This is a genomic window from Nonomuraea sp. NPDC050643 (genome assembly GCF_040654715.1).
Taxonomy (GTDB): domain Bacteria; phylum Actinomycetota; class Actinomycetes; order Streptosporangiales; family Streptosporangiaceae; genus Nonomuraea.
Map to the genome: position 1 here is coordinate 40,692 of NZ_JBFAIM010000023.1, position 22,378 is coordinate 63,069.

24 protein-coding genes are annotated in these 22,378 nt (G+C 71.5%); 9 read left to right on the forward strand and 15 right to left on the reverse strand.

Going from position 1 to position 22,378, the window contains the following annotated elements; genetic code table 11:
* Nucleotides 1-9 precede the first annotated feature (9 nt).
* Both AB0I15_RS29500 and AB0I15_RS29505 read right to left on the reverse strand, forming a co-directional pair.
* Nucleotides 10-912 carry an SDR family oxidoreductase gene (locus AB0I15_RS29500; protein WP_358102212.1) on the reverse strand — a complete coding sequence of 301 codons (903 nt, stop codon included), beginning with the start codon at nt 910-912 and terminating at the stop codon, nt 10-12.
* A 31-nt stretch (nt 913-943) separates the two neighbouring features.
* Nucleotides 944-1,675 (reverse strand): SDR family oxidoreductase, encoded by a 732-nt coding sequence (locus AB0I15_RS29505; protein WP_358102214.1) that lies wholly within the window; start codon nt 1,673-1,675, stop codon nt 944-946.
* A 46-nt stretch (nt 1,676-1,721) separates the two neighbouring features.
* Between AB0I15_RS29505 and AB0I15_RS29510 the strand changes: the two genes are divergently transcribed.
* The 4 genes from AB0I15_RS29510 to AB0I15_RS29525 are packed head-to-tail and all read left to right on the forward strand — an operon-like array spanning nt 1,722 to nt 4,955.
* Complete coding sequence (locus AB0I15_RS29510) at nt 1,722-2,450, forward strand: enoyl-CoA hydratase family protein (RefSeq protein WP_358102216.1); 729 nt, start codon at nt 1,722-1,724, stop codon at nt 2,448-2,450.
* Between the two features lie 8 nt (nt 2,451-2,458).
* Complete coding sequence (locus tag AB0I15_RS29515; RefSeq protein WP_358102405.1) at nt 2,459-3,211, forward strand: CoA-transferase; 753 nt, start codon at nt 2,459-2,461, stop codon at nt 3,209-3,211.
* Nucleotides 3,208-3,930 (forward strand): CoA-transferase, encoded by a 723-nt coding sequence (locus tag AB0I15_RS29520; protein ID WP_358102218.1) that lies wholly within the window; start codon nt 3,208-3,210, stop codon nt 3,928-3,930. Before AB0I15_RS29515 ends, AB0I15_RS29520 begins: the two co-directional genes overlap by 4 nt.
* On the forward strand, nt 3,927-4,955 hold the full coding sequence (locus AB0I15_RS29525) for a nitronate monooxygenase (RefSeq protein ID WP_358102220.1): 1,029 nt from the start codon (nt 3,927-3,929) through the stop codon (nt 4,953-4,955). The genes AB0I15_RS29520 and AB0I15_RS29525 overlap by 4 nt, the downstream gene beginning before the upstream one ends.
* A 20-nt stretch (nt 4,956-4,975) precedes the next feature.
* Here the strand turns inward: AB0I15_RS29525 and AB0I15_RS29530 are convergent, their stop codons facing one another.
* Genes AB0I15_RS29530 through AB0I15_RS29545 form a run of 4 tightly spaced genes read right to left on the reverse strand, consistent with a single transcriptional unit; the run spans nt 4,976 to nt 9,795 of the window.
* The gene (locus AB0I15_RS29530; protein WP_358102222.1) at nt 4,976-5,647 is read right to left on the reverse strand and encodes a pentapeptide repeat-containing protein; all 672 of its coding nucleotides are present in this window, start codon (nt 5,645-5,647) and stop codon (nt 4,976-4,978) included.
* Between the two features lie 2 nt (nt 5,648-5,649).
* Nucleotides 5,650-7,224, reverse strand: coding sequence for a glycoside hydrolase family 3 N-terminal domain-containing protein (locus tag AB0I15_RS29535; protein WP_358102224.1), 1,575 nt, complete (start codon nt 7,222-7,224; stop codon nt 5,650-5,652).
* Between the two features lie 26 nt (nt 7,225-7,250).
* Entirely contained in the window at nt 7,251-8,615 is a 1,365-nt protein-coding gene (locus AB0I15_RS29540; protein ID WP_358102226.1) for an alkaline phosphatase D family protein, read from the reverse strand.
* Nucleotides 8,616-8,619: 4 nt separating this feature from the next.
* Nucleotides 8,620-9,795: an acetyl-CoA C-acetyltransferase gene (locus AB0I15_RS29545; protein WP_358102227.1), complete on the reverse strand. Its 1,176-nt coding sequence runs from the start codon at nt 9,793-9,795 to the stop codon at nt 8,620-8,622.
* A 96-nt stretch (nt 9,796-9,891) separates the two neighbouring features.
* Here AB0I15_RS29545 and AB0I15_RS29550 point away from each other — a divergent pair, with 96 nt between their 5' ends.
* Both AB0I15_RS29550 and AB0I15_RS29555 read left to right on the forward strand, forming a co-directional pair.
* Nucleotides 9,892-10,560: a TetR/AcrR family transcriptional regulator gene (locus AB0I15_RS29550; RefSeq protein ID WP_358102229.1), complete on the forward strand. Its 669-nt coding sequence runs from the start codon at nt 9,892-9,894 to the stop codon at nt 10,558-10,560.
* Nucleotides 10,557-11,237 carry a DNA alkylation repair protein gene (locus AB0I15_RS29555; protein ID WP_358102231.1) on the forward strand — a complete coding sequence of 227 codons (681 nt, stop codon included), beginning with the start codon at nt 10,557-10,559 and terminating at the stop codon, nt 11,235-11,237. The genes AB0I15_RS29550 and AB0I15_RS29555 overlap by 4 nt, the downstream gene beginning before the upstream one ends.
* On the opposite strand, the gene AB0I15_RS29560 is transcribed toward AB0I15_RS29555, so the two are convergent.
* Entirely contained in the window at nt 11,230-12,069 is an 840-nt protein-coding gene (locus AB0I15_RS29560; protein ID WP_358102407.1) for a LysR family transcriptional regulator, read from the reverse strand. The two genes, AB0I15_RS29555 and AB0I15_RS29560, sit on opposite strands and share 8 nt — an antisense overlap.
* An 84-nt stretch (nt 12,070-12,153) precedes the next feature.
* On the opposite strand from AB0I15_RS29560, the gene metE reads away from it, so the two are divergent.
* Nucleotides 12,154-14,301: a 5-methyltetrahydropteroyltriglutamate--homocysteine S-methyltransferase gene (metE, locus tag AB0I15_RS29565; RefSeq protein WP_358102233.1), complete on the forward strand. Its 2,148-nt coding sequence runs from the start codon at nt 12,154-12,156 to the stop codon at nt 14,299-14,301.
* On the opposite strand, the gene AB0I15_RS29570 is transcribed toward metE, so the two are convergent.
* The 7 genes from AB0I15_RS29570 to AB0I15_RS29600 are packed head-to-tail and all read right to left on the reverse strand — an operon-like array spanning nt 14,292 to nt 20,264.
* Nucleotides 14,292-14,492 carry a hypothetical protein gene (locus AB0I15_RS29570; protein WP_358102235.1) on the reverse strand — a complete coding sequence of 67 codons (201 nt, stop codon included), beginning with the start codon at nt 14,490-14,492 and terminating at the stop codon, nt 14,292-14,294. The two genes, metE and AB0I15_RS29570, sit on opposite strands and share 10 nt — an antisense overlap.
* Before the next feature lie 45 nt (nt 14,493-14,537).
* Nucleotides 14,538-15,383 (reverse strand): aminoglycoside phosphotransferase family protein, encoded by an 846-nt coding sequence (locus AB0I15_RS29575; RefSeq protein ID WP_358102236.1) that lies wholly within the window; start codon nt 15,381-15,383, stop codon nt 14,538-14,540.
* A gap of 16 nt (nt 15,384-15,399) precedes the next feature.
* Complete coding sequence (locus AB0I15_RS29580) at nt 15,400-16,317, reverse strand: carbohydrate ABC transporter permease (RefSeq protein ID WP_358102238.1); 918 nt, start codon at nt 16,315-16,317, stop codon at nt 15,400-15,402.
* Entirely contained in the window at nt 16,317-17,228 is a 912-nt protein-coding gene (locus AB0I15_RS29585) for a sugar ABC transporter permease (protein WP_358102240.1), read from the reverse strand. The genes AB0I15_RS29580 and AB0I15_RS29585 overlap by 1 nt, the downstream gene beginning before the upstream one ends.
* Entirely contained in the window at nt 17,228-18,640 is a 1,413-nt protein-coding gene (ngcE, locus tag AB0I15_RS29590; RefSeq protein WP_358102242.1) for an N-acetylglucosamine/diacetylchitobiose ABC transporter substrate-binding protein, read from the reverse strand. The genes AB0I15_RS29585 and ngcE overlap by 1 nt, the downstream gene beginning before the upstream one ends.
* Nucleotides 18,641-18,659: 19 nt before the next feature.
* Nucleotides 18,660-19,394 carry an SIS domain-containing protein gene (locus tag AB0I15_RS29595; protein ID WP_358102244.1) on the reverse strand — a complete coding sequence of 245 codons (735 nt, stop codon included), beginning with the start codon at nt 19,392-19,394 and terminating at the stop codon, nt 18,660-18,662.
* Entirely contained in the window at nt 19,395-20,264 is an 870-nt protein-coding gene (locus AB0I15_RS29600; protein ID WP_358102246.1) for a MurR/RpiR family transcriptional regulator, read from the reverse strand.
* Between the two features lie 79 nt (nt 20,265-20,343).
* Here AB0I15_RS29600 and AB0I15_RS29605 point away from each other — a divergent pair, with 79 nt between their 5' ends.
* On the forward strand, nt 20,344-21,420 hold the full coding sequence (locus tag AB0I15_RS29605) for a BadF/BadG/BcrA/BcrD ATPase family protein (RefSeq protein WP_358102248.1): 1,077 nt from the start codon (nt 20,344-20,346) through the stop codon (nt 21,418-21,420).
* Between the two features lie 25 nt (nt 21,421-21,445).
* Here the strand turns inward: AB0I15_RS29605 and AB0I15_RS29610 are convergent, their stop codons facing one another.
* Nucleotides 21,446-21,922: a winged helix-turn-helix domain-containing protein gene (locus AB0I15_RS29610; RefSeq protein WP_358102250.1), complete on the reverse strand. Its 477-nt coding sequence runs from the start codon at nt 21,920-21,922 to the stop codon at nt 21,446-21,448.
* A gap of 110 nt (nt 21,923-22,032) precedes the next feature.
* Here AB0I15_RS29610 and AB0I15_RS29615 point away from each other — a divergent pair, with 110 nt between their 5' ends.
* Nucleotides 22,033-22,338 (forward strand): hypothetical protein, encoded by a 306-nt coding sequence (locus AB0I15_RS29615; RefSeq protein ID WP_358102252.1) that lies wholly within the window; start codon nt 22,033-22,035, stop codon nt 22,336-22,338.
* The last annotated feature ends 40 nt before the right edge of the window (nt 22,339-22,378 follow it).

Consider the following 22,378-nt stretch of genomic DNA (forward strand, 5'->3'; position numbering starts at 1 on the left):
AGGCGCTGATCAGGCGCCGTACACCGGTTCCGGGGATGGGGCGGCGGCCAGGAGGGTCTTGACGGCCTCGCCGACCTCCGCCGGGTCCCAGCGGGCGCCGCGGTCCACCTTCGGGCCGTGGCGCCAGCCGGTGGCCACGGAGATCGCGCCGCCCTCCACCTCGAACACCCGCCCCGTCACGTGGGCCGACTCCTCCGAGCCGAGCCAGACGACGAGCGGGGCGACGTTCGCGGGGTCCATGGGGTCGAAGCCGGACTCCGGCCTGGCCATGGTGGCGGCGAACACCTCCTCCGTCATCCGGGTACGTGCGGCGGGAGCGATGGCGTTGACCGTGACGCCGTACCTGGCCAGCTCGGCGGCGGCCACCTGGGTCAGCCCGGCGATGCCCGCCTTGGCGGCGGCGTAGTTGCCCTGGCCGACGCTGCCCAGCAGGCCCGCGCCCGACGAGGTGTTGATGATCCGGCCGCTGACGGGGTCGCCGGCCTTGGACCTCTCCCGCCAGTAGGCCGCCGCGTGGCGCAGCGGGAGGAAGTGACCCTTGAGGTGGACGCGGACGACGTCGTCCCAGTCCTGCTCGGTCATGGAGACGAGCATCCGGTCCCTGAGGAAGCCGGCGTTGTTGACGAGCACGTCCAGCCGCCCGTACGCGCTGACGGCGGTCTTGACCAGCCGGGCCGCGCCGTCCCAGTCGGAGACGTCGTCGCTGCTGGCCACGGCCTGCCCGCCGAGCTCGCCGATCTCCTCGGCCACGCTCAGCGCGGTGTCGCCGGACCTGCCCTCGCCGCCGGGGCCGGTGCCGAGGTCGTTGACCACGACGCGGGCGCCCTGCCTGGCGAACTCCAGGGCGTGCTCCCTCCCGATGCCGCGACCGGCGCCCGTCACGACCACTACACGACCGGCACAGATTCCCACACAGACCTCCCGGAAGGATCAAGCAGAGATATCAGGAAATGTCGTCCGCGACCAGATGCCGCCAGGCCGGAACCTCGCCGCCACCGTCCACCCTCACCTCGGCGCCGGTCACGTAACCGGGGGCGGCCAGCCACAGGCACGCCGCGGCCACGTCGGCGGGCGTCGCCATCCGGCCGGCGGGGATGGCCTTGCCGTCCAGGTCCCGCCGGCCGCCGTAGTGGGCGGCGGCGTCCTGCGTGGCGGCCAGGCCGACGACCACGGTGTTGACCCGCACGCCGGGGGCCCATTCGGCGGCCAGGCAGCGGGCCAGGTGGTGCAGGCCGGCCTTGGCGGCGCCGTACGCGGAGGTGCCGGGCGAGGGGCGGGCGCCGCTGGAGCTGCCGATCATCACCACGGCCCCCTGGACGGCGGCGAGCAGCGGGTACGCGGCCTGCGAGACCAGCAGCGGGGCCGTCAGGTTGAGCTCGATGACGCGGGCGTGCAGGCGGGGCGAGGTGCCCGCGAGCGCCGCCGGCGGTGAGCCGCCCGCGTTGTTGACGACGACGTCGAGCCGGCCGAACCCGCCGATCAGCCGTTCGACGTCGCCGGGCACGCGGACGTCGGCCTGGACGAACCGGAAGGCCGTCTCCTCGGGCGGGGTGCGCGCGCAGACGGTCACCTCCGCGCCAGCGTCGTGGAAGGCCCTGGCGATGCCGGCGCCGATGCCCCTGGTGCCGCCGGTCACCAGGACGGCCTTGCCCGTGTAGTCGTAAGTCACGGTCACGGGTGCTACCGTACCAAGCAAGCGTTAGGTGCAACTAGGGAGCCGAATGGGCATCACGCTACGGGACGGGCCGGTGGCCGAGGTCGTCGTGGACGTGCCTCCCGTGAACGCGCTGACCGTGCGGGGCTGGGAGGAGCTGGCACGGGCCGTACGGGCGGCCGGGGACTCCCCCGCCACCAGGGTGGTCGTGCTGCGGGCCGAGGGCCGGGGGTTCAACGCCGGGGTCGACATCAAGGAGATGCGGGCGGACGAGGGGTTCACGGCGCTGGTCGGGGCCAACCGGGCGTGTTACGCGGCGTTCGCGGCGGTCTACGAGTGCGCGGTGCCGGTGATCGCGGCGGTGCACGGCCACTGCCTGGGCGGCGGCGTCGGGCTGGCCGGGAACGCGGACGTGGTGGTGGCGAGCGAGGACGCCTACTTCGGGCTGCCGGAGGTGGACCGGGGCGCGCTCGGGGCGGCCACGCATCTGGCCAGGCTGGTGCCGCAGCAGCTCATGCGGGCCATGGTGTACACGTGCCGGAACGTGACGGCGGCGGAGCTGCACGCGTTCGGGTCCGTGCTGGAGGTGGTGCCGCGCGACAAGCTGCGGGACGCGGCCATGGAGGTGGCGGAGCAGATCGCGAGCAAGGACCCGTACGTCATCCGCCGGGCCAAGGAGTCCCTCAACGGCATCGACCCCGTCGACGTGCACCGCAGCTACCGCTTCGAGCAGGGCTTCACCTTCGAGCTGAACCTGATGGGCATCGGCGACCGGCACCGGGAGAAGTTCACGTGAGCAAGGTGATGACGGCCGAGGACGTGGCCGCTTCGGTGGAGAGCGGGATGACGGTCGGGATCGGCGGCTGGGGCTCGCGGCGCAAGCCGATGACCCTCGTCCACGCCCTCCTCCGCGCCCCCGTCACCGACCTCACGATCGTCTCGTACGGCGGGCCGGACGTCGGCCTGCTCTGCGCGGCCGGGAAGGTGCGCACGGTCGTGGCCCCGTTCGTCACGCTCGACACCATCCCCCTGGAGCCCAACTTCCGGCGGGCCCGGCAGGCCGGGCGGATCGAGTTCGTCGAGTACGACGAGGGCATGTTCATGTTCGGGCTGCTGGCGGCGGCGCACCGGCTGCCGTTCCTGCCGACGCGGGCGGGGCTGGGGTCGGACGTGCTGCGGGTCAATCCTGGGCTGCGGACGGTGCGGTCGCCGTACGGGGACGGGGAGGAGCTGGTCGCGGTGCCGGCCCTGAACCTGGACGTGGCGCTGGTGCACCTGAACCGGGCCGACGCCCGGGGCAACGCCCAGTACCTGGGGCCGGACCCGTTCTTCGACGACCTGTACGCCAAGGCGGCCGGGCGGTGCTACGTCTCGTGCGAGCGGGTGGTGGACACGGCCGACCTGCTCAAGGAGGGGCCGGTCCAGTCGTTGCTGATCAGCCGCTCGATGGTGGCGGGCGTGGTGGAGGCGCCGGGCGGGGCGGGCTTCACCTCGTGCGAGCCGGACTACGGGCGCGACGAGGCCGCGCAGCGGCGTTATGTGGAGGAGTCGCGGTGAGCAGGGCCGATGTCTGCGTGGTGGCGTGCGCGGAGGCGTTCAGGGGCGACGGGGAGATCCTCGCGGCCGGGATCGGCGGGCCGGTCACGGTGCTGGCGGCGCGGCTCGCGCGCCTGACGTTCGAGCCCGATCTGCTCACGCACGACGGCGTCTGCCTGCTCACCGGGGACGTGCCCGCGCTGGGACAGGCGCCCGAGGTGGTGGAGGGCTGGCTGCCGTTCAGGGAACACCTGTGGCTGGTGCTGAACGGGCGCCGGCACGCCATGCTCGGCGCCGGCCAGATCGACCGGTACGGCAACACGAACATCTCCTGCATCGGCGACTGGGCCCGGCCCAAGGCCCAGCTCCTCGGCGTGCGCGGGGCGCCCGGCAACACGCGGTGCGATCCGACCAGCTACTGGATCCCCCGGCACTCGACCCGGGTGTTCGTGCGCGAGGTGGACATGGTCAGCGGGCTGGGGACCGATCGGGGAGCCTTCGAGCTGCGGCGGGTGGTGACGGATCTGGCCGTGCTGGACTTCCGAACGGAGGACGGGACGATGCGGCTGGTGTCCGTGCATCCGGGGGTGTCGGTGGACGAGGTGGTGGCGGCGACGGGGTTCCCCCTCAGCGACCTGTCCGGAGACGTCCCCCAAACCCGCGAACCGACCCCCGAGGAGCTCGCCCTCCTCGCCCGCCTCGACCCCGGCCGCCTGCGCGACCGGGAGGTCGCGGCGTGAGAACCGCGCTGACCTCGCTGATCGGGTGCCGCCATCCGATCGTGCAGACCGGCATGGGGTACGTCGCCGGCGCCCGGCTGGCGGCGGCCACCTCCCAGGCGGGCGGGCTGGGCGTGATCGGGGCCGCGACCATGTCGGTGACCGAGATGGAGGCGGCCATCCGGCGGGTCAAGGAGCGTACGGACGCGCCGTTCGGGGTGAACATCCGCGCCGACGCCGACGACGCGGCCGAGCGGGTGGAGGTGCTGGTCCGGGAGGGGGTGCGGGTGGCGTCGTTCGCCCTGGCGCCGCGCCGGGAACTGATCGCCAGGCTGCGGGACGCCGGGGTGGTGACGATCCCGTCGGTGGGCGCCCGGCGGCACGCGGAGAAGGTGGCGGGGTGGGGCGTGGACGCGGTGATCGTCCAGGGTGGCGAAGGGGGCGGGCACACCGGTCCGGTGGCGACCACGCTGCTGCTGCCGCAGGTGGTGGATGCGGTGGACATCCCGGTGATCGCCGCCGGGGGGTTCTTCGACGGGCGCGGGCTGGTGGCGGCGCTGGCGTACGGGGCGTGCGGGATCGCCATGGGGACGCGGTTCCTGCTGACCAGCGACTCTCCGGTGCCCGACGAGGTGAAGAAGTTCTACCTGGCGGCGCGGGAGACCGTGGTGACCAGGAAGGTGGACGGGGTGCCGCACCGGGTCCTCAGCACCCCCTTCGTGACCTCGCTAGAACGGTCGCGGCTGGTGCGGGCGGTGGTGAACGGGGCCCGGTTCAAGCGGCTGTCGGGGCTGTCGTGGGGCGAGATGCTCCGGGAGGGGCGGCGGATGCGGCGGGGGCGCGAGCTGACCTGGGCCCAGGTGCTGCAGGCGGCCAACACCCCCGTGCTGCTGCGGGCGGCCATGGTGGAGGGCCGGGTGGACCTCGGGGTGATGGCGTCGGGGCAGGTGGTGGGGGTGCTCGACGACCTGCCGTCGTGCGGGGAGCTGATCGAGCGGATCATGGGCGAGGCCGAGTCCACCCTGGCCCGCCTGCCGCCACCCTGAGAACCCGAGGGTGGGGCGGGTCAGAGGACGGTTATGCCACGGGCGGCCAGGATGGCGTTGGCCTGGGTCTGGTTGATGATGGCGCCCGTGAAGGCCCGGAGTTTGTTGTCGTCGGGCTGGCCGAGGTCGGCGCCGCGCAGGTCGGCCTTGGCGAACTTCGTGTTGAGCAGGCGTGTCCCGATGAGGCGGCAGTCGGTCAGCACCGCCTCCGTGAAGTCGCAGCCCGACAGGTCGGCGTCGTCGAAGCGGACGCCCTCCAGGTGCTCGCCCCTCAGTGAGCAGCCGCCGAGGTTGGCCAGGGTCAGGTTGGAGCGGGCGACCTTGAAGCCGGTGCCCCGGGACGAGCTGAGGGCCGCGCCGATCATGCGGCACCCCGTGAAGGACACGTCCGTCAGGAGCGCGCCGCCGAACTGGGCCGAGGACAGGTCCGTGTCCGTGAACGTCACGTCGATGAGGTCGGCGTCGTTGAAGCGGATGCGCATCCCGCCCCCGCCCGTGAACACCGCGCCGTCGAGGTCGGCCTTGCGGAAATCGGCCTGCTCCAGGACGCACGACTCGAACCGGGCGCCGGCCAGCGGCGCGCCCCAGAGGTCGGCCTCCGTCAGGTCGCACTCCCGGAAGACGTGCGTCTCCCCGGACGGGAGCCGGTCGGACAGGGCTTTGTGTGAGAGGTCCTCGCCGTCGAAGTTCACGATCAAAGGCTACCCGTCAGCACCTCCGCCGCCGCCTGCCCGCAGACCCTGGCGGCGCCGTACGTGGCGATGTGGACGGCGCCCAGGTCCGAGCGGGCGGGCAGGCCCATCTCCACCACCACGGCGTCGGGGCGGGCGCTCAGCAGGTGCCTGAGGGCCTCCGACTGCCAGGCGTACCGGTGTACGTCCCTGACCACCACGACCATCGGGCGGCCCGTCGCGCGGCTGATGAGGCGCTCCAGGACGGCCCCCGTGGCCTCTCCGGCCGCCAGCCGGGTGGTGGTGGTGCCGGGGAGGAGCCGGGTGAGGGGTTCGCCCACTCCCCATGGGGTGTTCCTGTCGATGGCCAGGTTCATCTGCGGGGTGAGCTCAACGACGTGCGGGGGCGCGGCGAGGGGGAGGACGGGCGCGGTGGAGCGGCGGGTGACGCGGACCGCCCGGCGGGCGGCGACCAGCCCGATGTGACCGTTCGCGGCGGCTCCCGCCCCCGCCGCCGACGTCCTCATGAGGTCCAGGCCGGCCGGCGCGGTCGCGGGGCCGGCCACGAGGGCCGGGGGTACGGGGGCCGGAGGTGCGGGGCTGCCCGAGGAGACGGTCCAGGTGGCCAGCTCGCGGACCCTGCGAGCGGCGTCGGCCAGGCGTTCCTCGGGCAGCAGTCCTTCGGTGACGGCCGTGGCGATCGCGTCGCGGATTCCGGCGGCGGTGGCCTCGTCGGCGTGCTCACCGCCCACGCAGATCGCGTCCGCGCCGGCGGCGATGGCGCGGGCCGAGGCGCCGCCGATCCCGTACACCTCCGACACCGCCGCCATCTCGATGCCGTCAGTGATGATCATGCCGTCGAAGCCCAGTTCCTCCCGCAGCAGGCCCGTGAGCACCTTGGGGCTGAGGGTGGCGGGCCGCTCGGCGTCGTACGACGGCACGAGGAGGTGGCCGGTCATGACCGCCTTGACCCCCTCCTCGATCGCCGCGCGGAAAGGGACCAGCGCCTCCCTGATCCCCTGCTCGGCCATCACCGGCACCCCGTGGTGGGAGTCGACCGAGGTGTCCCCGTGCCCGGGGAAGTGCTTGACGCAGGCCGCCACCCCGGCCGACTGCAGGCCGCGGACGAACGCCCGGGTGTGCCGGGAGACCAGCGCCGGGTCGGCGCCGAAGGCCCGCAGGCCGATGACCGGGTTGTCCGGGTTGGAGTTCACGTCGGCCGAGGGGGCGAAGTCGATCGTGACGCCCGCCCTGGCCAGCTCCCCGCCGAGGTCCCGGGCCAGGGACTCGGTCAGGGCCACGTCGTCCACGACGCCGAGCGCGTACCCGCCGGGACGGCTGCTGCCGGTGGCCACCTCCAGGCGCGTGACCTCGCCGGACTCCTCGTCGGTGCCGATCAGCACCGAGGGATTCTCCGCGCGCAGCGCGGCGGTGAGCCGGGCCACCTGGGCGGGGTCCGCGATGTTGCGGGAGAACAGCACCACGCCGGCCAGCCCGTCGCCGAGCCGGCGCCGGAGCCAGTCGGGAGGGGTGTGTCCGGTGAAACCGGGGAAGAGTACGGCGTCGGCGAGGTGAAGCAGGTCACCGCTCAGGGGCATGACCCGAAATCTAATAGGAAAGTTTCTTATTTGCTAGAGGTGTTTTCTAACGTCAGCCCACTCCCTTTGGTGACGAGCTCTCCCACGGTCAACAGGGGAGCCCCCCTCCTGTCCACGAAGTCCACCGCACGGAACGCCACCCGCAGCTCCTCGGCGCTCGCCGTGCACGACAGGTAGCCCCGGCGGGGGTCGAAGAACTTCAGGTGCGGATTGCGGGCGAGCACGGCCGGCCCGTCCGTCTCCGGGGGGCGGCTGCTGATCGAGCTGCCCACGAACTCCACCCCGACCGTGGCCGAGCCGGGGTCCGCGAAGTCGGACTTCAGCTCCCCCGCCCAGGCGTTGTGCACATCACCGCTGAACACGACCAGTCCCGGCACGTTGAGCGCCAGGATGCGGGCGCGCTCGGCCGGGTGGCCGTCCCAGGAGTCACGGCGTACGCCGGGGTTGTCGCCGGGGACGACCCGGCGGGCGAAGAACAGCGGCTGCATCAGCACGCGCCACTTGACCGGGCTGATGACCAGGCGGGACAGCAGCCACTGCTCCTGCGTGGGCCCCAGCATGGTGGTGACGTCACGGTGCTGGCGCACGTCGAGCACCATGAAGTCGGCCACGGTCCCGTACGTCCGCCTGCGGTACATCTGCAGGTTGCCGTCCTCGGGCCGGACCCGGACCGGCTGGTTCTCGTAGTACGCCTGGTAGGCGGCCCCCCGGCGGCGCAGGAACGCGGCCGACCCGTCGCCCTTGCCCCGGTAGTTGTCGAGCACCTCGTGATCGTCCCAGGTCGGCACCCACGGCGCGGCGGCGTGCGCGGCCTGCAGGTCGGGGTCGGTCTTGTAGCGGGCGTAACGCTGCCGGTATTCGTGCAGCCGGCTCGTCTCCCCCGGCAGCGGCCCCAGCGCGCGCACGACGCCGGCGGCCTGGCGCGACTCGTAGATGTAGTCCCCCACGTGGAAGACCACGTCGGGCCGCTCGTCCGCCAGATGCCGGTAGGCGGTGTAGTAGCCGTGCTCGTACCGCTGGCAGTTGGCCACCGCGAACCGCACGGGCCGCGACGAGGCCGGGTCGGGGGCGGTCCTGGTGCGCCCGACGGGGCTCTGCCCGCCGCTCGCCCTGAACCGGTAGAAGTAGTCGGTGCCCGCCCGCAGCCCGGCGACCCTGACGTGCACGCTGTGCCCCCAGACCGGCAGCGCCTGGATGGTGCCCTGGCGCAGCCCCTGCGTGAAGCGCTCGTCCTCGGCGAGCTGCCAGCTCACCTCGACGGCTCTCGGCGCCATGCCTCCCGGGCGCTTGGGGTCGGTGCTCAAGGGGTCTACGGCTAATCGGGTCCAGAGCATCACCCCGTCGGGCAGCGGCTCACCGGACGCGACGCCCAGAGTGAACGGGTTCGCCATACCTTCATGGTGACGCAGGGGCGGGGGGATCGAGTCGCTCGATGACGGTGACGTTCGCCTGTCCTCCGCCCTCGCACATGGTCTGCAGGCCGTACCTGCCGCCGGTCCGCTCGAGCTCGTGCAGCAGCTTGACGGCCAGCACGGCGCCGGTCGCGCCGAGCGGGTGGCCGAGCGCGATGGCGCCGCCGTTGGGGTTGACCTTGGCCGGGTCGGCGCCGGTCTCCTGGATCCAGGCCAGCACGACGGAGGCGAACGCCTCGTTGATCTCGATCGCGTCGAAGTCCTCGATGGACATGCCGGTCATGCCGAGCGCGTGCGCGGTGGCGGGGATCGGGGCGGACAGCATCATGATCGGGTCGGCGCCGCGCGCCGACAGGTGGTGCACACGGGCGCGCGGGGTCAGGCCGTGCTCCTCCACGGCGCGGGGCGAGGCGATGAGCAGGGCGGCGGCTCCGTCGGAGATCTGCGAGGCCAGGGCGGCGGTCAGCCGCCCGCCTTCGGCCAGGGGCTTGAGCGTGGCCATCTTCTCGGGCGTGGTGTCCCTGCGGGGGCCCTCGTCGGTGGCGGCGCCTTCGTAGGGGGCGATCTCGCGCCGGAAATATCCGGCGTCGATGGCGTGCAGCGCCCGCCGGTGCGACTCGTACGCGTACCGCTCCATCTCCTCCCGCGACAGGCCCCACTTGGCGGCGATCATCTCGGCCCCGGCGAACTGGGAGACCTCCCGCGTGCCGTACCGCTCGGCCCAGCCCTTGGAGCCCGCGAAGGGGCTCTCGTGCCCGAGCGCGCGGCCCGCGAGCATGGCGGACGAGATGGGGATCATGCTCATGTTCTGCACTCCCCCGGCCACCACGAGGTCGCTCGTCCCCGACATCACGGCCTGGGCGGCGAAGTGCAGCGCCTGCTGCGCGGAGCCGCACTGGCGGTCGACCGTGACGCCCGGCACCTCCTCGGGCAGCCCGGCCGCCAGCCAGCAGGTACGCGCGACGTCCCCGGCCTGCGGCCCGATCGTGTCCACGCAGCCGAAGATCACGTCCTCGACGGCCGAGGGATCGGCCCCGGAGCGCTCCATCAGCTCCTTGAGCACGTGCGCGCCGAGATCGGCGGGATGGGCCGCGGCCAGGCCGCCGTTCCTGCGCCCGACGGGGGTGCGGACGGCGCCGACGATGTACGCCTCACTCATCCCGGCATCGTAGCAAGCGCTTGGTCTACACGGGAATGCCGTATGAGCTGGGCCAGTTAGGCGAACAAGCGATTGTCTGAGGGCCATAATGGTGTCGTGACCACGCGAAAGAACTCCGGCACTACCACCACCCCGGGTAAGCGCCAGCGCGCCGGCTCATCGGGGTCCGCGTCCGAGCGCCGTGACCACCTCGTCAAGCTCGCCGCGGAGCTCTTCGCGCGCAAGGGCTTCCAGGCCACGACCGTACGCGAGATCGCCGACGAGGCGGGCATCCTCTCAGGAAGTCTCTACCACCACTTCGACTCCAAGGAGACGATCGTCGACGAGGTGCTGTCCACCTTCCTCGACGACCTCATCGCCCGCTACCGGGCCGCGCTCGACACCACCGCCGACGCCCGCACCGTGCTGTCCGAGATGGTCCGCATCGGCTTCGGCACGCTCGAGCCGCACCGCGCCGCCATCACGGTGATGCAGAACGACTGGAACTACCTGCGTCAGTTCGAGCGGTTCAACTACCTCGTCAAGGCCGAGGACGAGGTCGAGCAGATCTGGGTGTCGCAGATCAAGGCGGGTCAGGCGGCCGGGCTGTTCAGGTCCGACGTGGACCCGAAGCTCACCTACCGGATGATCCGCGACACGATCTGGGTGGCGGTGCGCTGGTTCCGCCCCGGTGGCCGGCTCAACACGGCCGGTCTGGCCGAGCACTACATCACCGTGCTCTTCGACGGGCTCGCCACGGGCGAGCGCACCACGCAAAAGGGATGAGCCTCGGCAAGGCGGTGCGGCTGGCACTGCAGGAGGTGGCCGAGCCCGGCAAGGCCGAGACGATGCGGGCGTACATGAAGTCCGCGATGCCCTTCCTGGGCGTCCAGGCCGTGCCCAGGCGGGCGGCGCTGCGCCGGGTGTTCGCCGAGCACCGGCTCGGGAGCGCGCCCGAGTGGCGGCGGGCGGTGCTGACCCTGTGGCGGGAGGCGGAATACCGCGAGGAGCGCTACGCCGCCATCGAACTGTCCGGAAACCACCGCTACCGGGAGTTCCAGACCCTCTACACGGTCCCCATGTACGAGGAGATGATCGTCTCCGGCGCCTGGTGGGACCTGGTGGACGAGCTGGCCACACACCGGGTCGGCGGCCTGCTGGCGACCTACCCCGACTCGATGCGGCCGCTCATGCTGGAGTGGGCGCACGACGACGACCTGTGGAAGCGCCGCACGGCGATCCTCTGCCAGAACCGGTTCAAGGCCCGCACCGACACCGCGCTGCTGTACGCGTGCATCGAGCCGAGCCTGTCCGACAACGACTTCTTCGCGCGCAAGGCGATCGGCTGGGCGTTACGCGAATACGCCAAGACCAACTCCGCCGAGGTGGTCCGCTACGTCAAGGCCAAGGGCATCTCGGGCCTGAGCCGGCGCGAGGCCCTGAAGAACCTGCCGGTCACCTAGTCCACAGGGCGTCCTGCACGGCCTGCACCAGGGCCATCAACTCGGGCGTCACCCGCTCCTTCGACCAGGCCAGGGCGTAGGTGATGCGCAGGTCGCCCGCCTCCAGCGGCACGAAGCGCACGTCGTCGCGCCGGATGGTCCTGACCAGGAGTTGCGGGATCGGCAGCAGCCCCGCGCCCGCGGCCACCAGGTCGATCGCGGCGGCGAAGTCGTCGTCGGCGACCAGCCGCGAGCGGCCCGGCAGCCCGGGCCAGGGCCGGTTGCCTGGTGTGAGCAGCAGGTGCCCGCCCAGCTCCGCCGCGGTGACCTTGGGCATCGACTCCAGCCGGTGCCCGGCGGGCACGGCCAGATGGTCGACCGTGACGTGGAACCTGGCCGCCGTGACGAACCGCGCGGGCGCCGGCGTGGACAGGATCGCCGCCGACACCTCGCCGTCGGCCAGCGCCCGAGCCGCCGCGCCGCGCCCGGCCACCCGCAGCTCCACCCCGATGGCGGGCGTGCGGCCGGCCAGGCGTCTGACGATCCGCGCCGCCAGCGCTCCGACGATCGGTGGATAAGCCAGGTGAATGGTCGGCCGGGCCAGCCGGCCGGCCTCCGCGGTGAACGCCGCCGCCGACTCGATCACCTGCTCCGCGTACGCCAGCAGCGCCTTGCCCTCCGCCGTGAGCCGTACCTCGCGGGCGGTGCGGTCGAAGAGCCGGACCCCGGTCGCGCGTTCGAGGCGGTTGATGGCCTGGCTCATGGCGGGCTGGGACATCCCCAGGTCGGCGGCGGCGGCCGAGAAGCTGAGGCGGCCCGCGACCTTGGTAAAACAGTGGATCTCCCGAAGCATAAGCAGCACCAATACATGGTGCACGATGCGCGGCTTGCCCGGCAGGATGCCGGCGACTGATCCACTGCTGAGGGAGCCGAAGAAATGTCCTCTTTCCCCACGTCCACCGTGCTCGGATATCCGCGGATCGGGCCGCGCCGGGAGCTGAAGCGGGCGCTGGAGTCGTACTGGGACGGGCGGTCGAGCCGGGCGGACCTCGACCGGGCGGGCGCCGAGCTGCGGGAGCGGACCTGGCGCCGGCTGGCCGAGCTCGGCCTCGAAGGGCTGCCGTCGAACACCTTCTCGCTGTACGACCAGGTGCTGGACACGGCCGTGCTGCTCGGGGCGATCCCGTCGCGCTACCGCGACGCCGACGACCCCTATTTCGCGATGGCCAGGGGCACCGAAGGGCTCGCGCCGCTGCGGATGACCAAGTGGTTCGACACGAACTACCACTACATCGTCCCGGAGATCGGCCCGGACACCGTGTTCAAGCTGGACGCGGGCAAGCCGCTGGCCGAGGTGCGGGAGGCGCGGGCGCTGGGGTTCGAGACGCGTCCCGTGGTGGTGGGGCCGGTGACGTTCCTGCTGCTGGGCTCGGCGCTGGAGCGGCTGGACGACGTGCTGGCCTGCTACGAGGAACTGCTCGCCGCGCTGGCCGCCGAGGGCGTCGCGTGGGTGCAGCTCGACGAGCCGGCGCTGGTGGGCGACCGGACGCCGGAGGAGCTGGCGGCCGTCAGGACCGCCTACGAGCGGCTCGGAGCCCTCCGCGCGCGACCGGCGCTGTTCGTGGCGTCCTACTTCGGCGATCTCGGGGAGTCGCTGCCGGTGCTGGCCGGGACGCCGGTGGAGGCCATCGGGATCGACCTGGTGCGCGGCGGCGTCCCGGCCGTCGACCTGACGGGGAAGACCGTGGTCGCGGGCGTGGTGTCCGGGCGGGACGTGTGGCGGACCTCGCCCGAGCGGGCGCTGGCCGCGCTGGCCTCCGTACGGGCCTCGCGGGTGACGGTGAGCACGTCGTGCTCGCTGCTGCACGTGCCCTACGACGTCGAGGCCGAGACCGGGCTGGACCCGGCGCTCAAGGAGCGGCTGGCGTTCGCGGAGCAGAAGGTGGCCGAGGTGGTGGCGCTCGCGGCGGCCGAGTTCCCGGGGCCCGCGCCGGCCGGGCCGTCGGTGGCTCTGGCGGGGCCGGTGGTCGCCGAGGGACGCAGCCCGTACGCGGTGCGCGCCGCGGCGCAGGCCGAGCACCTGCGGCTGCCCGCGCTGCCGATCACCACGATCGGGTCGTTCCCGCAGACCGGCGAGCTGCGCGCGGCCCGCGCGGCGGTGACGGCGGGCACGCTGTCGCCGGCGGGCTACGAGCGGCGGGTCGAGGCCGAGATCGAGCGGGTCGTCCGGCTCCAGGAACGCCTCGGGCTGGACGTGCTCGTGCACGGGGAACCCGAGCGCAACGACATGGTGCAGTACTTCGCCGAGCACCTCGACGGGTTCGCCGTCACCGCGAACGGCTGGGTGCAGTCGTACGGCTCGCGCTGCACCCGCCCGCCGATCCTGCACGGCGACGTGAGCAGGCCGGCCCCGATCACCGTACGGTGGGCCGCCTACGCCCAGTCGCTCACGGACCGGCCGGTCAAGGGCATGCTCACCGGCCCCGTCACGATCGTGGCCTGGTCGTTCGTCCGCGACGACCTGCCGCTGCGGGACGTGGTGTTCCAGGTGGCCGGCGCGGTCAGGGACGAGGTGCGCGACCTGGAGGCGGCCGGGGTGTCGATCATCCAGGTGGACGAGCCCGCGCTGCGCGAGCTGCTGCCGCTGCGGCGGGCGGCGCAGGCCGACTATCTGGAGTGGGCGGTGGCGGCGTACCGGCGGGCCACGTCGGGGGCCGGTGACCGCACGCAGATCCACACGCATCTGTGCTACTCCGACGCCGACCAGATCCTGACCGCCATCGACGACCTGGACGCCGACGTGACCACGATCGAGTCCGCCCGCTCCGGGGCGCGGATCCTGGGGGCGGTGGAGGCGTTCGGGCGCGGGCTCGGGCCGGGCGTCTACGACATCCACTCGCCGCGGGTGCCGGGGGCGCAGGAGGTCGAGGAGCTGCTGCGCAGGACGCTGCGGGCGCTGCCGGTCGAGCGGGTCTGGGTCAACCCGGACTGCGGGCTGAAGACGCGCACGTACGAGCAGGTGGAGGCGTCGCTGGCGAACGTGGTCGCCGCCACGCGCAGGCTGCGGGCCGAGCTTCAGCCGTGACGTCCGGTGTACTCCTCCATCGTCATGCCGAAGAGGACCTCGTCGTGGTAGCGGCCGTTCGCGTAGTGACTCCTGCGCCGCCAGCCGCTCCTGACCGCGTCGGAGTCTTCCTCGAAGGCCAGGAACGCCTCCCAGTCCTCGGGTTCCCTGGCGCGCAGGCGCACGCGCTCGCCCACCCATAGCGACGTCATGGCAGGCAGCCAAGCAGATCACGCCCGCGGATGGCGAGCCGTTTTCTACGAGAACGTCCAGGCCAGGTGGGCGAGCGCGGCGTCGGCGTAGTGGCGGGGGCCGGTGCTCAGGCCGTACGCGAGGTCCTCGATGAGGGCGCAGCGGGCGTAGAAGCGCACCCTGTCCCGGTCCTCCTCGCCCAGGCCGAGCGCGTAGTGGGACACGGTCAGCTCGAAGATCTCCGGGCCCAGGTCCCGGTAGATCAGGGCGAAGTCGTGGGCCGGGTCGGTGATCGCGGCGTCGCTCCAGTCGATGACGCCGGTGATCGTGCTCGACTCCGTGTCCACCAGCACGTGCTCGGCGCCCAGGTCGTTGTGGCAGAACCGCAGCGAGCGCGGCTCGTCCGGCGGCAGGGCGCGCAGGAAGCGCTCCACCAGGGGGCGCTGGTCCACGGGCACGTGCCGCTCGACGTCACGGTAGTCGAGTTCGGCGTCCTGCAGCAGCGTCGGCGCCGGGTAACGGTCGAGAGGCGCCACCTCGCGCATGCGCTCCGGCGCGGCGCCGTGGATCGCGCTGAGGAAGCGGCCCATCGGCTCGGCCAGCCGGGCGGGGTCGACGACGGGGTTGCGGTGCAGCGGCTCCCCTTCGAGCTTGCGGTACGCGATCACGCCCGACTCGTCGTCGGCGAACAGCACCTCGGGAACCGGCAGCGGGGACAGCTCCGCGACGGCCGCCAGGCGGGCGACCTCCTGCCGGTTGGCCTCGGGGTCGGCCGCCCGGCGGCGGCGTACCAGCAGTTCCTCGTTGACCTCGTAGACCGTGTTGTCCAGGCCGTGGCCGAGGCGGTAGACGGTGCGAACCTGGTATCCGGGTAAGTGGTGGGACAGTAAGGCTTGGATGTCGCCTGTCATCTCAGCAGTATGGGGACTATTTCAGCGCCCCGGAAGTCAGGCCGGACTGGATCTGCCGCTGGAAGACCGTGTACACGATCAGCATGGGCAAGATGGCCAGGGTCAGGGCGGCGAACATGGCCGACCAGTCCTGGTCGTAGCCGGCTGCCGAGGAGATGTCGGCGATGCCCTGCGTGAGCACCCACTTCTCCCGGTCCTGCAGCAGCACCAGGGGCAACTGGTACTGGTTCCACTGGCCCAGCACGTTGAAGATCGTGATGCTGATGATGCCGGGCCGCGCCATCGGCAGCATGATCTGGAAGAACACGCGCGTGTGCGAGGCGCCGTCCACCATCGCCGCCTCCCCCACCGCCGTCGGCAGCGTCCGGAAGAAGGCCGACAGGAAGAAGACGGTGAAGGGCATCGAGTACGCGATGTAGACCAGCACCAGGCCCGCGTGCGTGTTCAGGCCGATGAACGGCCCGACGACCGGCACGTTGCCCATGTTCTGGACCACGAAGAACAGCGGGGTCAGCGCCAGATAGACCGGGAAGGCCAGGCCCGACACGAACAGCAGGTAGACGGCCCGGTTGCCGCGAAAGGGATAGCGGGCCAGCACGTACGCCGCCATCGACCCGATGAGCATGGTCCCGAACGTGCTGAACGCCACCACGACGACGCTGTTGAGCATGTACTGGCCGATGTTGGCCTGATCCCACGCCCTGGCGAAGTTGTCCCAGCGCAGCGAGGCCGGCAGCGACCAGGCGGAGCCGAAGATCTCGTCCTCGCTCTTGACCGACGCCAGGAACGTCCACAGGATCGGGACCATCACGAGGAGCGTCCAGACGACCAGGGCGATGTGCGTCAGCACGCCCAGCGGGCCGAGCCGCCGCCTCCGCTCCTGGCGGGCGATCTTGCGCGAGTTCGCCGCCGTCCACGAGATCATCGTTGTCATCAGTACTCGATTCGTTCGCGCCGGGACAGACGCAGCGACAGGATCGCGAAGCCGACGGTGAAGAAGAACATCACCACGCCCAGGGCCGAGGCGTAGCCGAAGCGGAAGTATTCGAAGGCGTTGCGGTAGATCTCGGCGGCCATGACCGTGGTGGACCTGTCAGGGCCGCCGCGCTGGAGGGTCATCACCCAGACGATCGCGAAGACGTCCAGGGCCAGGATGCCCAGATAGACCCAGGCCACCTGGATGGTGTCCCAGAGCAGCGGCAGCGTGACCCGGAAGAACAGGCTGAGCCGGCCCGCCCCGTCGATCTGCGCGGCCTCGAACATGTCCTTCGGGATGCTGGCCAGCCCCGCCGAGAACAGCACGACGTAGAAGCCGACCGCCTGCCACACCATGACCCCGAGCACCGACCAGAACGCCACGTCGGGGTTCGACAGGAACCCGATCGGGCTCATCCCGAGCGCCATCAGCGGGCCGTTGAGCATGCCGCTGCCGTCCGGCCTGAACACCTGCTGGAACAGCACCGCCACCACCGCGACGGCCAGGACCTGCGGGAAGAAGAACACCACCCGGTAGAACTTCGACCCGCGGATCCCCGACACGCCCGACGCGCCGCCCACGTTGAGCAGGAAGGCGAAGAACAGGGCGATGACGATCGTGATCACCGGCAGCAACACCAGCAGGGCGGCGTTGTGGGTGACGGCCTTCCAGAAGGCGGTGTCGCCGAACAGCCGGACGAAGTTGTCCAGCCCGATGAAGTTCGGCGTGGCCGTGACGCCCCGCCAGTCCGTCATCGCGATGTAGAACGCCTGGAGGTACGGGGCGATCACGTACACCAGGTAGAGAATCACCGGGGCTGCCAGGAACGAGGTGATGAACAGCCCGCGGCGATACCTGTTGAAGGTCATTAGCGCTTGTACTTCTTGATCGAGGAGTCGTTCTTGATCTCGTCGGACTTCTTCTGCAGGCGCTCCAGGTACGCCTCCGGCTTCAGGCCGCCGGTCATCAGCTCACCGGTGGCGGCGATGGCCTCGTCCTTCATCTGGGCGTACCAGGTCTGCCAGCGGTAGGTCACGGTGTTCGCGCCCGCGTCCGTCACGGCCTTCGACGCGCTGGCCGCGCCCGGCGAGAGCTGGCGGCCCTCGCCCGCGCCCTTGACCACGGACACCGTCTTGACCATCTCGCTGAACTCACCGGCCGCCTTCTTCGACAGCATGGCCCGCAGGTACTCCATGCCGCCCTGCGGGTTGGCGCCCTTGGCCGGGACGATGAAGTTCTCGCCGGGCGAGGTGTGCAGGGTGCCGTACGGCAGCTTGTCGGAGCCGGTGAAGTCGGGGAGCGGGAACATGCCGTACTCGAAGTCGGCCGGGGTGGTCGTCTTCTGCTCGTTCTCCAGCCAGGAGCCCGACGGCAGCATGGCCACCTTGTACTTGTTCTGGGCGGTCTGGGTCTGGACGTGGTCGAGGCCGGCGGTGCCCTCCATGAGGTATTTCGCGCCGATCTCCGCCCAGGCCGTGGCCGAGGTCTTCATGGCCTCGGTGGTCCAGGCGCCGTCCTCCAGGTTGTCGATGTTGACCAGCACCTCGTTGCCGCCGATCTTCGCGGCCATGGTCAGCAGCGGCTCGTAGAGGTACTGGGGGAACTTCCCGGCGTAGGTGAACGGCGCCATCTTGCCGGACTTCTTGATCGTGTCGTTGAGCTTGAGGAACTCGTCCCAGGTCTTCGGGACCTCCCAGCCGTTCTCGCGGAACACCTTCTGCGAGTACCAGATGCCGAAGATGTAGTTGACGTAGCCGAGCACGGAGAACTTGCCGTCGTAGGTGCCGATCTCGATGACGGCCTGGTCGAGGGTGTCCCTGATCTTGACGTTGGGGTCGTCCCAGCTCGGGGCGTCGAGCAGTGGGGTCAGGTCCTGGAGCTGGCTGTCCTGGGCCAGCGCGCCGAAGTCCATGGCGTTGGCGCCGGAGTTGTCGATCACGTCGGGCGGGTTGCCGCCGGCGAAGCGCGGCTGCAGGACCTTGGTGATCTCCTTGGTCGCGTTGTGCTTGACCTCGACGTTCGGATATTTCGTCTTGAACAGGGGCTGGTGGATGTTCTTGGCGTAGTCCTGGCCGAAGCCGCCGTCGAAGATCCAGACCTCGAGCGGCTTGTCGGCCGCCACGCCGAACGGGTTGGCCGCGCTGGTCGCGACCGGCGCCGCCGAACTGGAGGCGGCCGGTGGCGCGGCCGGTGTGGCACACGCGGCCAGCGCTCCTGCCACGGGCACGAGCGCCGCGCCCCGGAGAAGTTCGCGCCTGCTGATATGGGGGGTGGAAGGCATTATGGCTACTCCTGACTATTCATGTTCCGCGCCTGAGACGCCCCGCGTAGCGGCTCTCCAGGGCTTTGTTGTGCTCATCGCCGCCGGTCACGTTCACCGACAGGTAAAGGGGAGGCGTCTCGCCGAGCGCCACGAGCTCGTCCACCGCCTCGGTGACCACCATCTGCGCGAGCAGCGCGGAGGTGATCGTGGAAACCGCACCGTAGCTGCCTCCGCCGGGCAGGTCGAGGATCGCGTCCCCGTACGGCGCGCCGTTGTCGAGGACGACGTCGGCCAGGTCGAGCAGCTTGCCGCCCGACGGGTGCCTGGAGGTCATCCTGGTGCTGTGCTCGACCGACGTGATCGCGATCAGCGGGTGGCCGCGGTCCTTGACGAGCCTGGCCAGCTCGACGACCGTGCCGTTCACTCCGGAGCTGGACACGAGCACGAACACGTCCTCGGGCTCCACCGGCGCCAGGTCGTAGATCTGGTGCGCGACGGCCGGATCCCGTTCCAGTTCGGGGGTGAGCACTGTGGCCGGTCGGCCGCCGTACAGGACGAGGTCCCGGGGGGTGAGGCGGTTGCTGGGGACGAGGCCGCCCGCCCGGCCGGCGATCTCCATGGCGATGGCCTCGGAATGCCCCGACCCGAACGCGTTGACCAGCCCACCGGCCCTGATCGAGGCCACGAGCAGCGCGGCGGCCTCGCGTACCGGGCCGGCCTGGTTCTCGGCGACCTGGCGTGCCAGATCGAGGACCTTGGATGCGTACGTCATTCAGCCTCTCTCCACCCGATGGCTCTCCACGGCGCTGATCGTGCGCTCGAACGCCTCGTTGGTCCGCTCGTAGGTGCGCTGGGCGACGGCCACGTACACGGCGTCCAGCACGAAGAGCTGCGAGTGGACGGCGGCCAGCCCACCGAGCCGGAACGTCGTCTCCCTGCTGGCGGTGGTCAGCACCAGGTCGGCCAGCTCCGCCAGCGGGGAGCGGGCGAAGGAGGTGACGGCGGCCGTCAGGGCGCCGTGGCTGCCCGCCTCCGCCAGCGCCTCCATGACCTCACGTGTACGGCCCCGATGGCTGATGCCGATGGCCACGTCGCCCGCCTTGAGCAGCGCCGCCTCCGACAGCGCCACGTGCGCGTCGCCCGCGCTCCAGCCGGGGATGCCGATGCGGCGCAGCCGCCCCTCGAACATCGTGGCGACGTTCCCACTGGTGGAGACGCCGACGAGGAGCACGCGCGGGGCGGCCACGATGGCGTCGGCCACCCGCGCCACGACGTCGAGGTCGAGCTGGGCGGCGGTGTCCTGGATCAGCCGGGCATCGGCGGCGGCCATCACCTCGATGGCCGAGTCGAGCGGGTCGTCGGGGCCGATCTCGTGCCCCACGCCCGCGCCCCAGCCCGCCTGGGCCGCCCGGCCGGTCTCGGTGGCCAGGGCCACGCGCAGCTCGGCGTAGCCGGAGAAACCGAACGCCCGGCAGAACCTGGTCACGGTCGCGGGCGAGCTACCCGCCCGTTCGGCCAGCGCGATGATGGTCGACCGCGCGGCTTCGGCCGGATCCCCGAGAATCACCTCGCCGACCCTGCGCAATGCCTCCGGCAAACCGGGTAGTTCTGTCTCGACGCGCCCGAGCGCTCCTGAAGTCACGAATATTCCTTCCGAATACTCGGTCTTCTGGCGAAAATTATTCTTGCTTCGGTGTCACGTCAACCCCCAGACTCGGACCGTGACTCAATCGCTAGTCGTCGGTGTCGACGCCGGTGCCACCTCCACGCGCGTCGCCGTCCACACGCTCGACGGCACCCGGGTGGGCTACGCGCGGGCCGGAGCCGGCAATCCGACCGCCCACGGGCTGGCCAAGGCGGTGACGGCGGTCGCGACCGCGCTCGAGGAGGCGCTCGGCCCTCTTGACGGCGGGCGGGTCGCCGCGTCGCTGGCGGGGGTCGCGGGGCACGTCCCGGAGATGGTGCCCGAGCTGGCGAAGGTCTGGGCCGCACACGGCATCGCCGAAGGGCCGCACTACGCGGGCGACGTGACCATCGCCTACGCCGCCGGCACCGCCGAACCCGACGGGTCGCTGCTGCTGTCCGGCACGGGGGCGGTGGCGGCCCAGGTGGTCGGATACGAGCTGAGCGTGATCGCCGACGGCCTGGGCTGGCTGCTCGGCGACGCGGGCTCCGGCTTCTGGATCGGACGCCGCGCGGTGAAGGCGGTGGTCGAAGCCCTCGACCGTGGACTGCCGGTGACGGCCCTGTCACCGAGCACCCTGACCAAGGCGTCACCGGATATGCCGGCCGCGGCGTCACCGAGCGCACCGGCCGCGGCGTCACCGGGCACACCGGCCGCGGCCGCTCGTGACGGCTCCTGGGCGAGTGGCGGCGAGTTGGCGGCGCTCGTCGGGGAGCACTTCCTCGGAACCGAGCGCCCCGCCACTCCGCGCGCCGCCGCCGACCGCATCGTGCGCCTCTCCCAGGCCGACCACATGCGCCTGGCCGCGCTGTCCTCACTGGTCAGCCAGGCCGCGACGGCGGGCGACCCGACCGCCGTCAAGATCGTGCACGAGGCCGCCGACCGGCTGGTGGCGACCCTGCGGCGGGTGCACGTGTCCGGCCCCGTGGTGCTCGCCGGAAGCGTGCTGACCAGCGACGGGCCGGTGCGGCGGGCGGTGACCGAGCTGCTGGGCGGCGAGACGGTCACGACGGCCGGCGACGCGGCGGGCGCGGCTGCCTGGCTGGCGGCCCGCCCCCTGCTCACGGAGCCCGAGGCCAAGGCCCGGCACTCCGCCTTCACCACCGGCGGCTGACCACCCACCGCACCGGGCGCGGAGCTCAATCCTGGGGCCACGACTCCTTCGGGGAGACATAACTGCCGCGCTGCGCGACGGTGTAGATCCACCCTTGCTCACGCAGCAGCGCCATGGCCCGCCGTACCGTCTCACGCGCGACACCGTGCTGGGCGACCAGCGCTGTCTCGCCCGGTATGGGGCGTCGCGGCTGGAATGTGCCCGCCTTGATCTGATCGATGAGGTCTGTGGCGATCTGCTGGTAGAGCGGTACTTTCCGCTTCTGCCGAGGCGCACCCGACGCCGGTCCGACGAAGGCTCCCTCTCCCTGAACGGTGTAGATGAGCCCCTCCTCCCGCAGCACGTGGATCGCGCGCCGGGCCGTGGTCCGGGCGACCCCGAACTCCTGCTGGATGTCGGCCTCGCTCGGCACCGGCTGCCCGGACGCGAGCCCGGAGACCCGGCGCCGGAGGATGTCGGCGATCTGGAGGTAGATGTGGGTGTCGCCTTCGTAATCGAGCACGTAGGCAACATAGGCCAAGCCGGGCAAGAACTCTCATATCGTGCTGTCTAAATAGACAGAGTGATTGCTACAAGCAGACAAGAGCAGACGACCAGAGTTATCGTTTCGCCATGGAGTACATGCCGCAGATGCCCGATCACCACCGGCACCACTCGCCCCACGTGCCGGTCCCCGGCCCCGGTTGCGAGAAGCTCACCTGGGAGCCCCTGGGGCCGGGCGGTATGAAGGCGCGCGTCCGGGACTACACGTGCGACTGCCAGCCGACCTACTACGAGCTCTGCCAGAGCGGTGGCCAGCACTTCATCCGCAGGACCCGGCGAATCGGCGACGAGGTCGTGGTCGACGAGTGCGCCCGCGGCCGGCACACCAAGACGATCGTCATCTGGGGCAAGCTCCTGGCGGCGATGGTGGCGTGAGCCCGGCGCGCCGCGCTGGGCGCTGACAGCCGTGAACCGG

What these genes read in the sequence shown, in the direction of transcription:
- AB0I15_RS29510 (WP_358102216.1), top strand. Translation starts at nt 1,722, where the DNA reads ATGGGCATCACGCTACGGGACGGGCCGGTGGCCGAGGTCGTCGTGGAC.
- AB0I15_RS29515 (WP_358102405.1), top strand. Translation starts at nt 2,459, where the DNA reads ATGACGGCCGAGGACGTGGCCGCTTCGGTGGAGAGCGGGATGACGGTC.
- AB0I15_RS29535 (WP_358102224.1), bottom strand. Translation starts at nt 7,224, where the DNA reads ATGCCCCTGAGCGGTGACCTGCTTCACCTCGCCGACGCCGTACTCTTC.
- AB0I15_RS29540 (WP_358102226.1), bottom strand. Translation starts at nt 8,615, where the DNA reads ATGGCGAACCCGTTCACTCTGGGCGTCGCGTCCGGTGAGCCGCTGCCC.
- AB0I15_RS29545 (WP_358102227.1), bottom strand. Translation starts at nt 9,795, where the DNA reads ATGAGTGAGGCGTACATCGTCGGCGCCGTCCGCACCCCCGTCGGGCGC.
- AB0I15_RS29555 (WP_358102231.1), top strand. Translation starts at nt 10,557, where the DNA reads ATGAGCCTCGGCAAGGCGGTGCGGCTGGCACTGCAGGAGGTGGCCGAG.
- AB0I15_RS29560 (WP_358102407.1), bottom strand. Translation starts at nt 12,069, where the DNA reads ATGCTTCGGGAGATCCACTGTTTTACCAAGGTCGCGGGCCGCCTCAGC.
- metE (WP_358102233.1), top strand. Translation starts at nt 12,154, where the DNA reads ATGTCCTCTTTCCCCACGTCCACCGTGCTCGGATATCCGCGGATCGGG.
- AB0I15_RS29570 (WP_358102235.1), bottom strand. Translation starts at nt 14,492, where the DNA reads ATGACGTCGCTATGGGTGGGCGAGCGCGTGCGCCTGCGCGCCAGGGAA.
- AB0I15_RS29575 (WP_358102236.1), bottom strand. Translation starts at nt 15,383, where the DNA reads ATGACAGGCGACATCCAAGCCTTACTGTCCCACCACTTACCCGGATAC.
- AB0I15_RS29580 (WP_358102238.1), bottom strand. Translation starts at nt 16,317, where the DNA reads ATGACAACGATGATCTCGTGGACGGCGGCGAACTCGCGCAAGATCGCC.
- AB0I15_RS29585 (WP_358102240.1), bottom strand. Translation starts at nt 17,228, where the DNA reads ATGACCTTCAACAGGTATCGCCGCGGGCTGTTCATCACCTCGTTCCTG.
- ngcE (WP_358102242.1), bottom strand. Translation starts at nt 18,640, where the DNA reads ATGCCTTCCACCCCCCATATCAGCAGGCGCGAACTTCTCCGGGGCGCG.
- AB0I15_RS29595 (WP_358102244.1), bottom strand. Translation starts at nt 19,394, where the DNA reads ATGACGTACGCATCCAAGGTCCTCGATCTGGCACGCCAGGTCGCCGAG.
- AB0I15_RS29615 (WP_358102252.1), top strand. Translation starts at nt 22,033, where the DNA reads ATGGAGTACATGCCGCAGATGCCCGATCACCACCGGCACCACTCGCCC.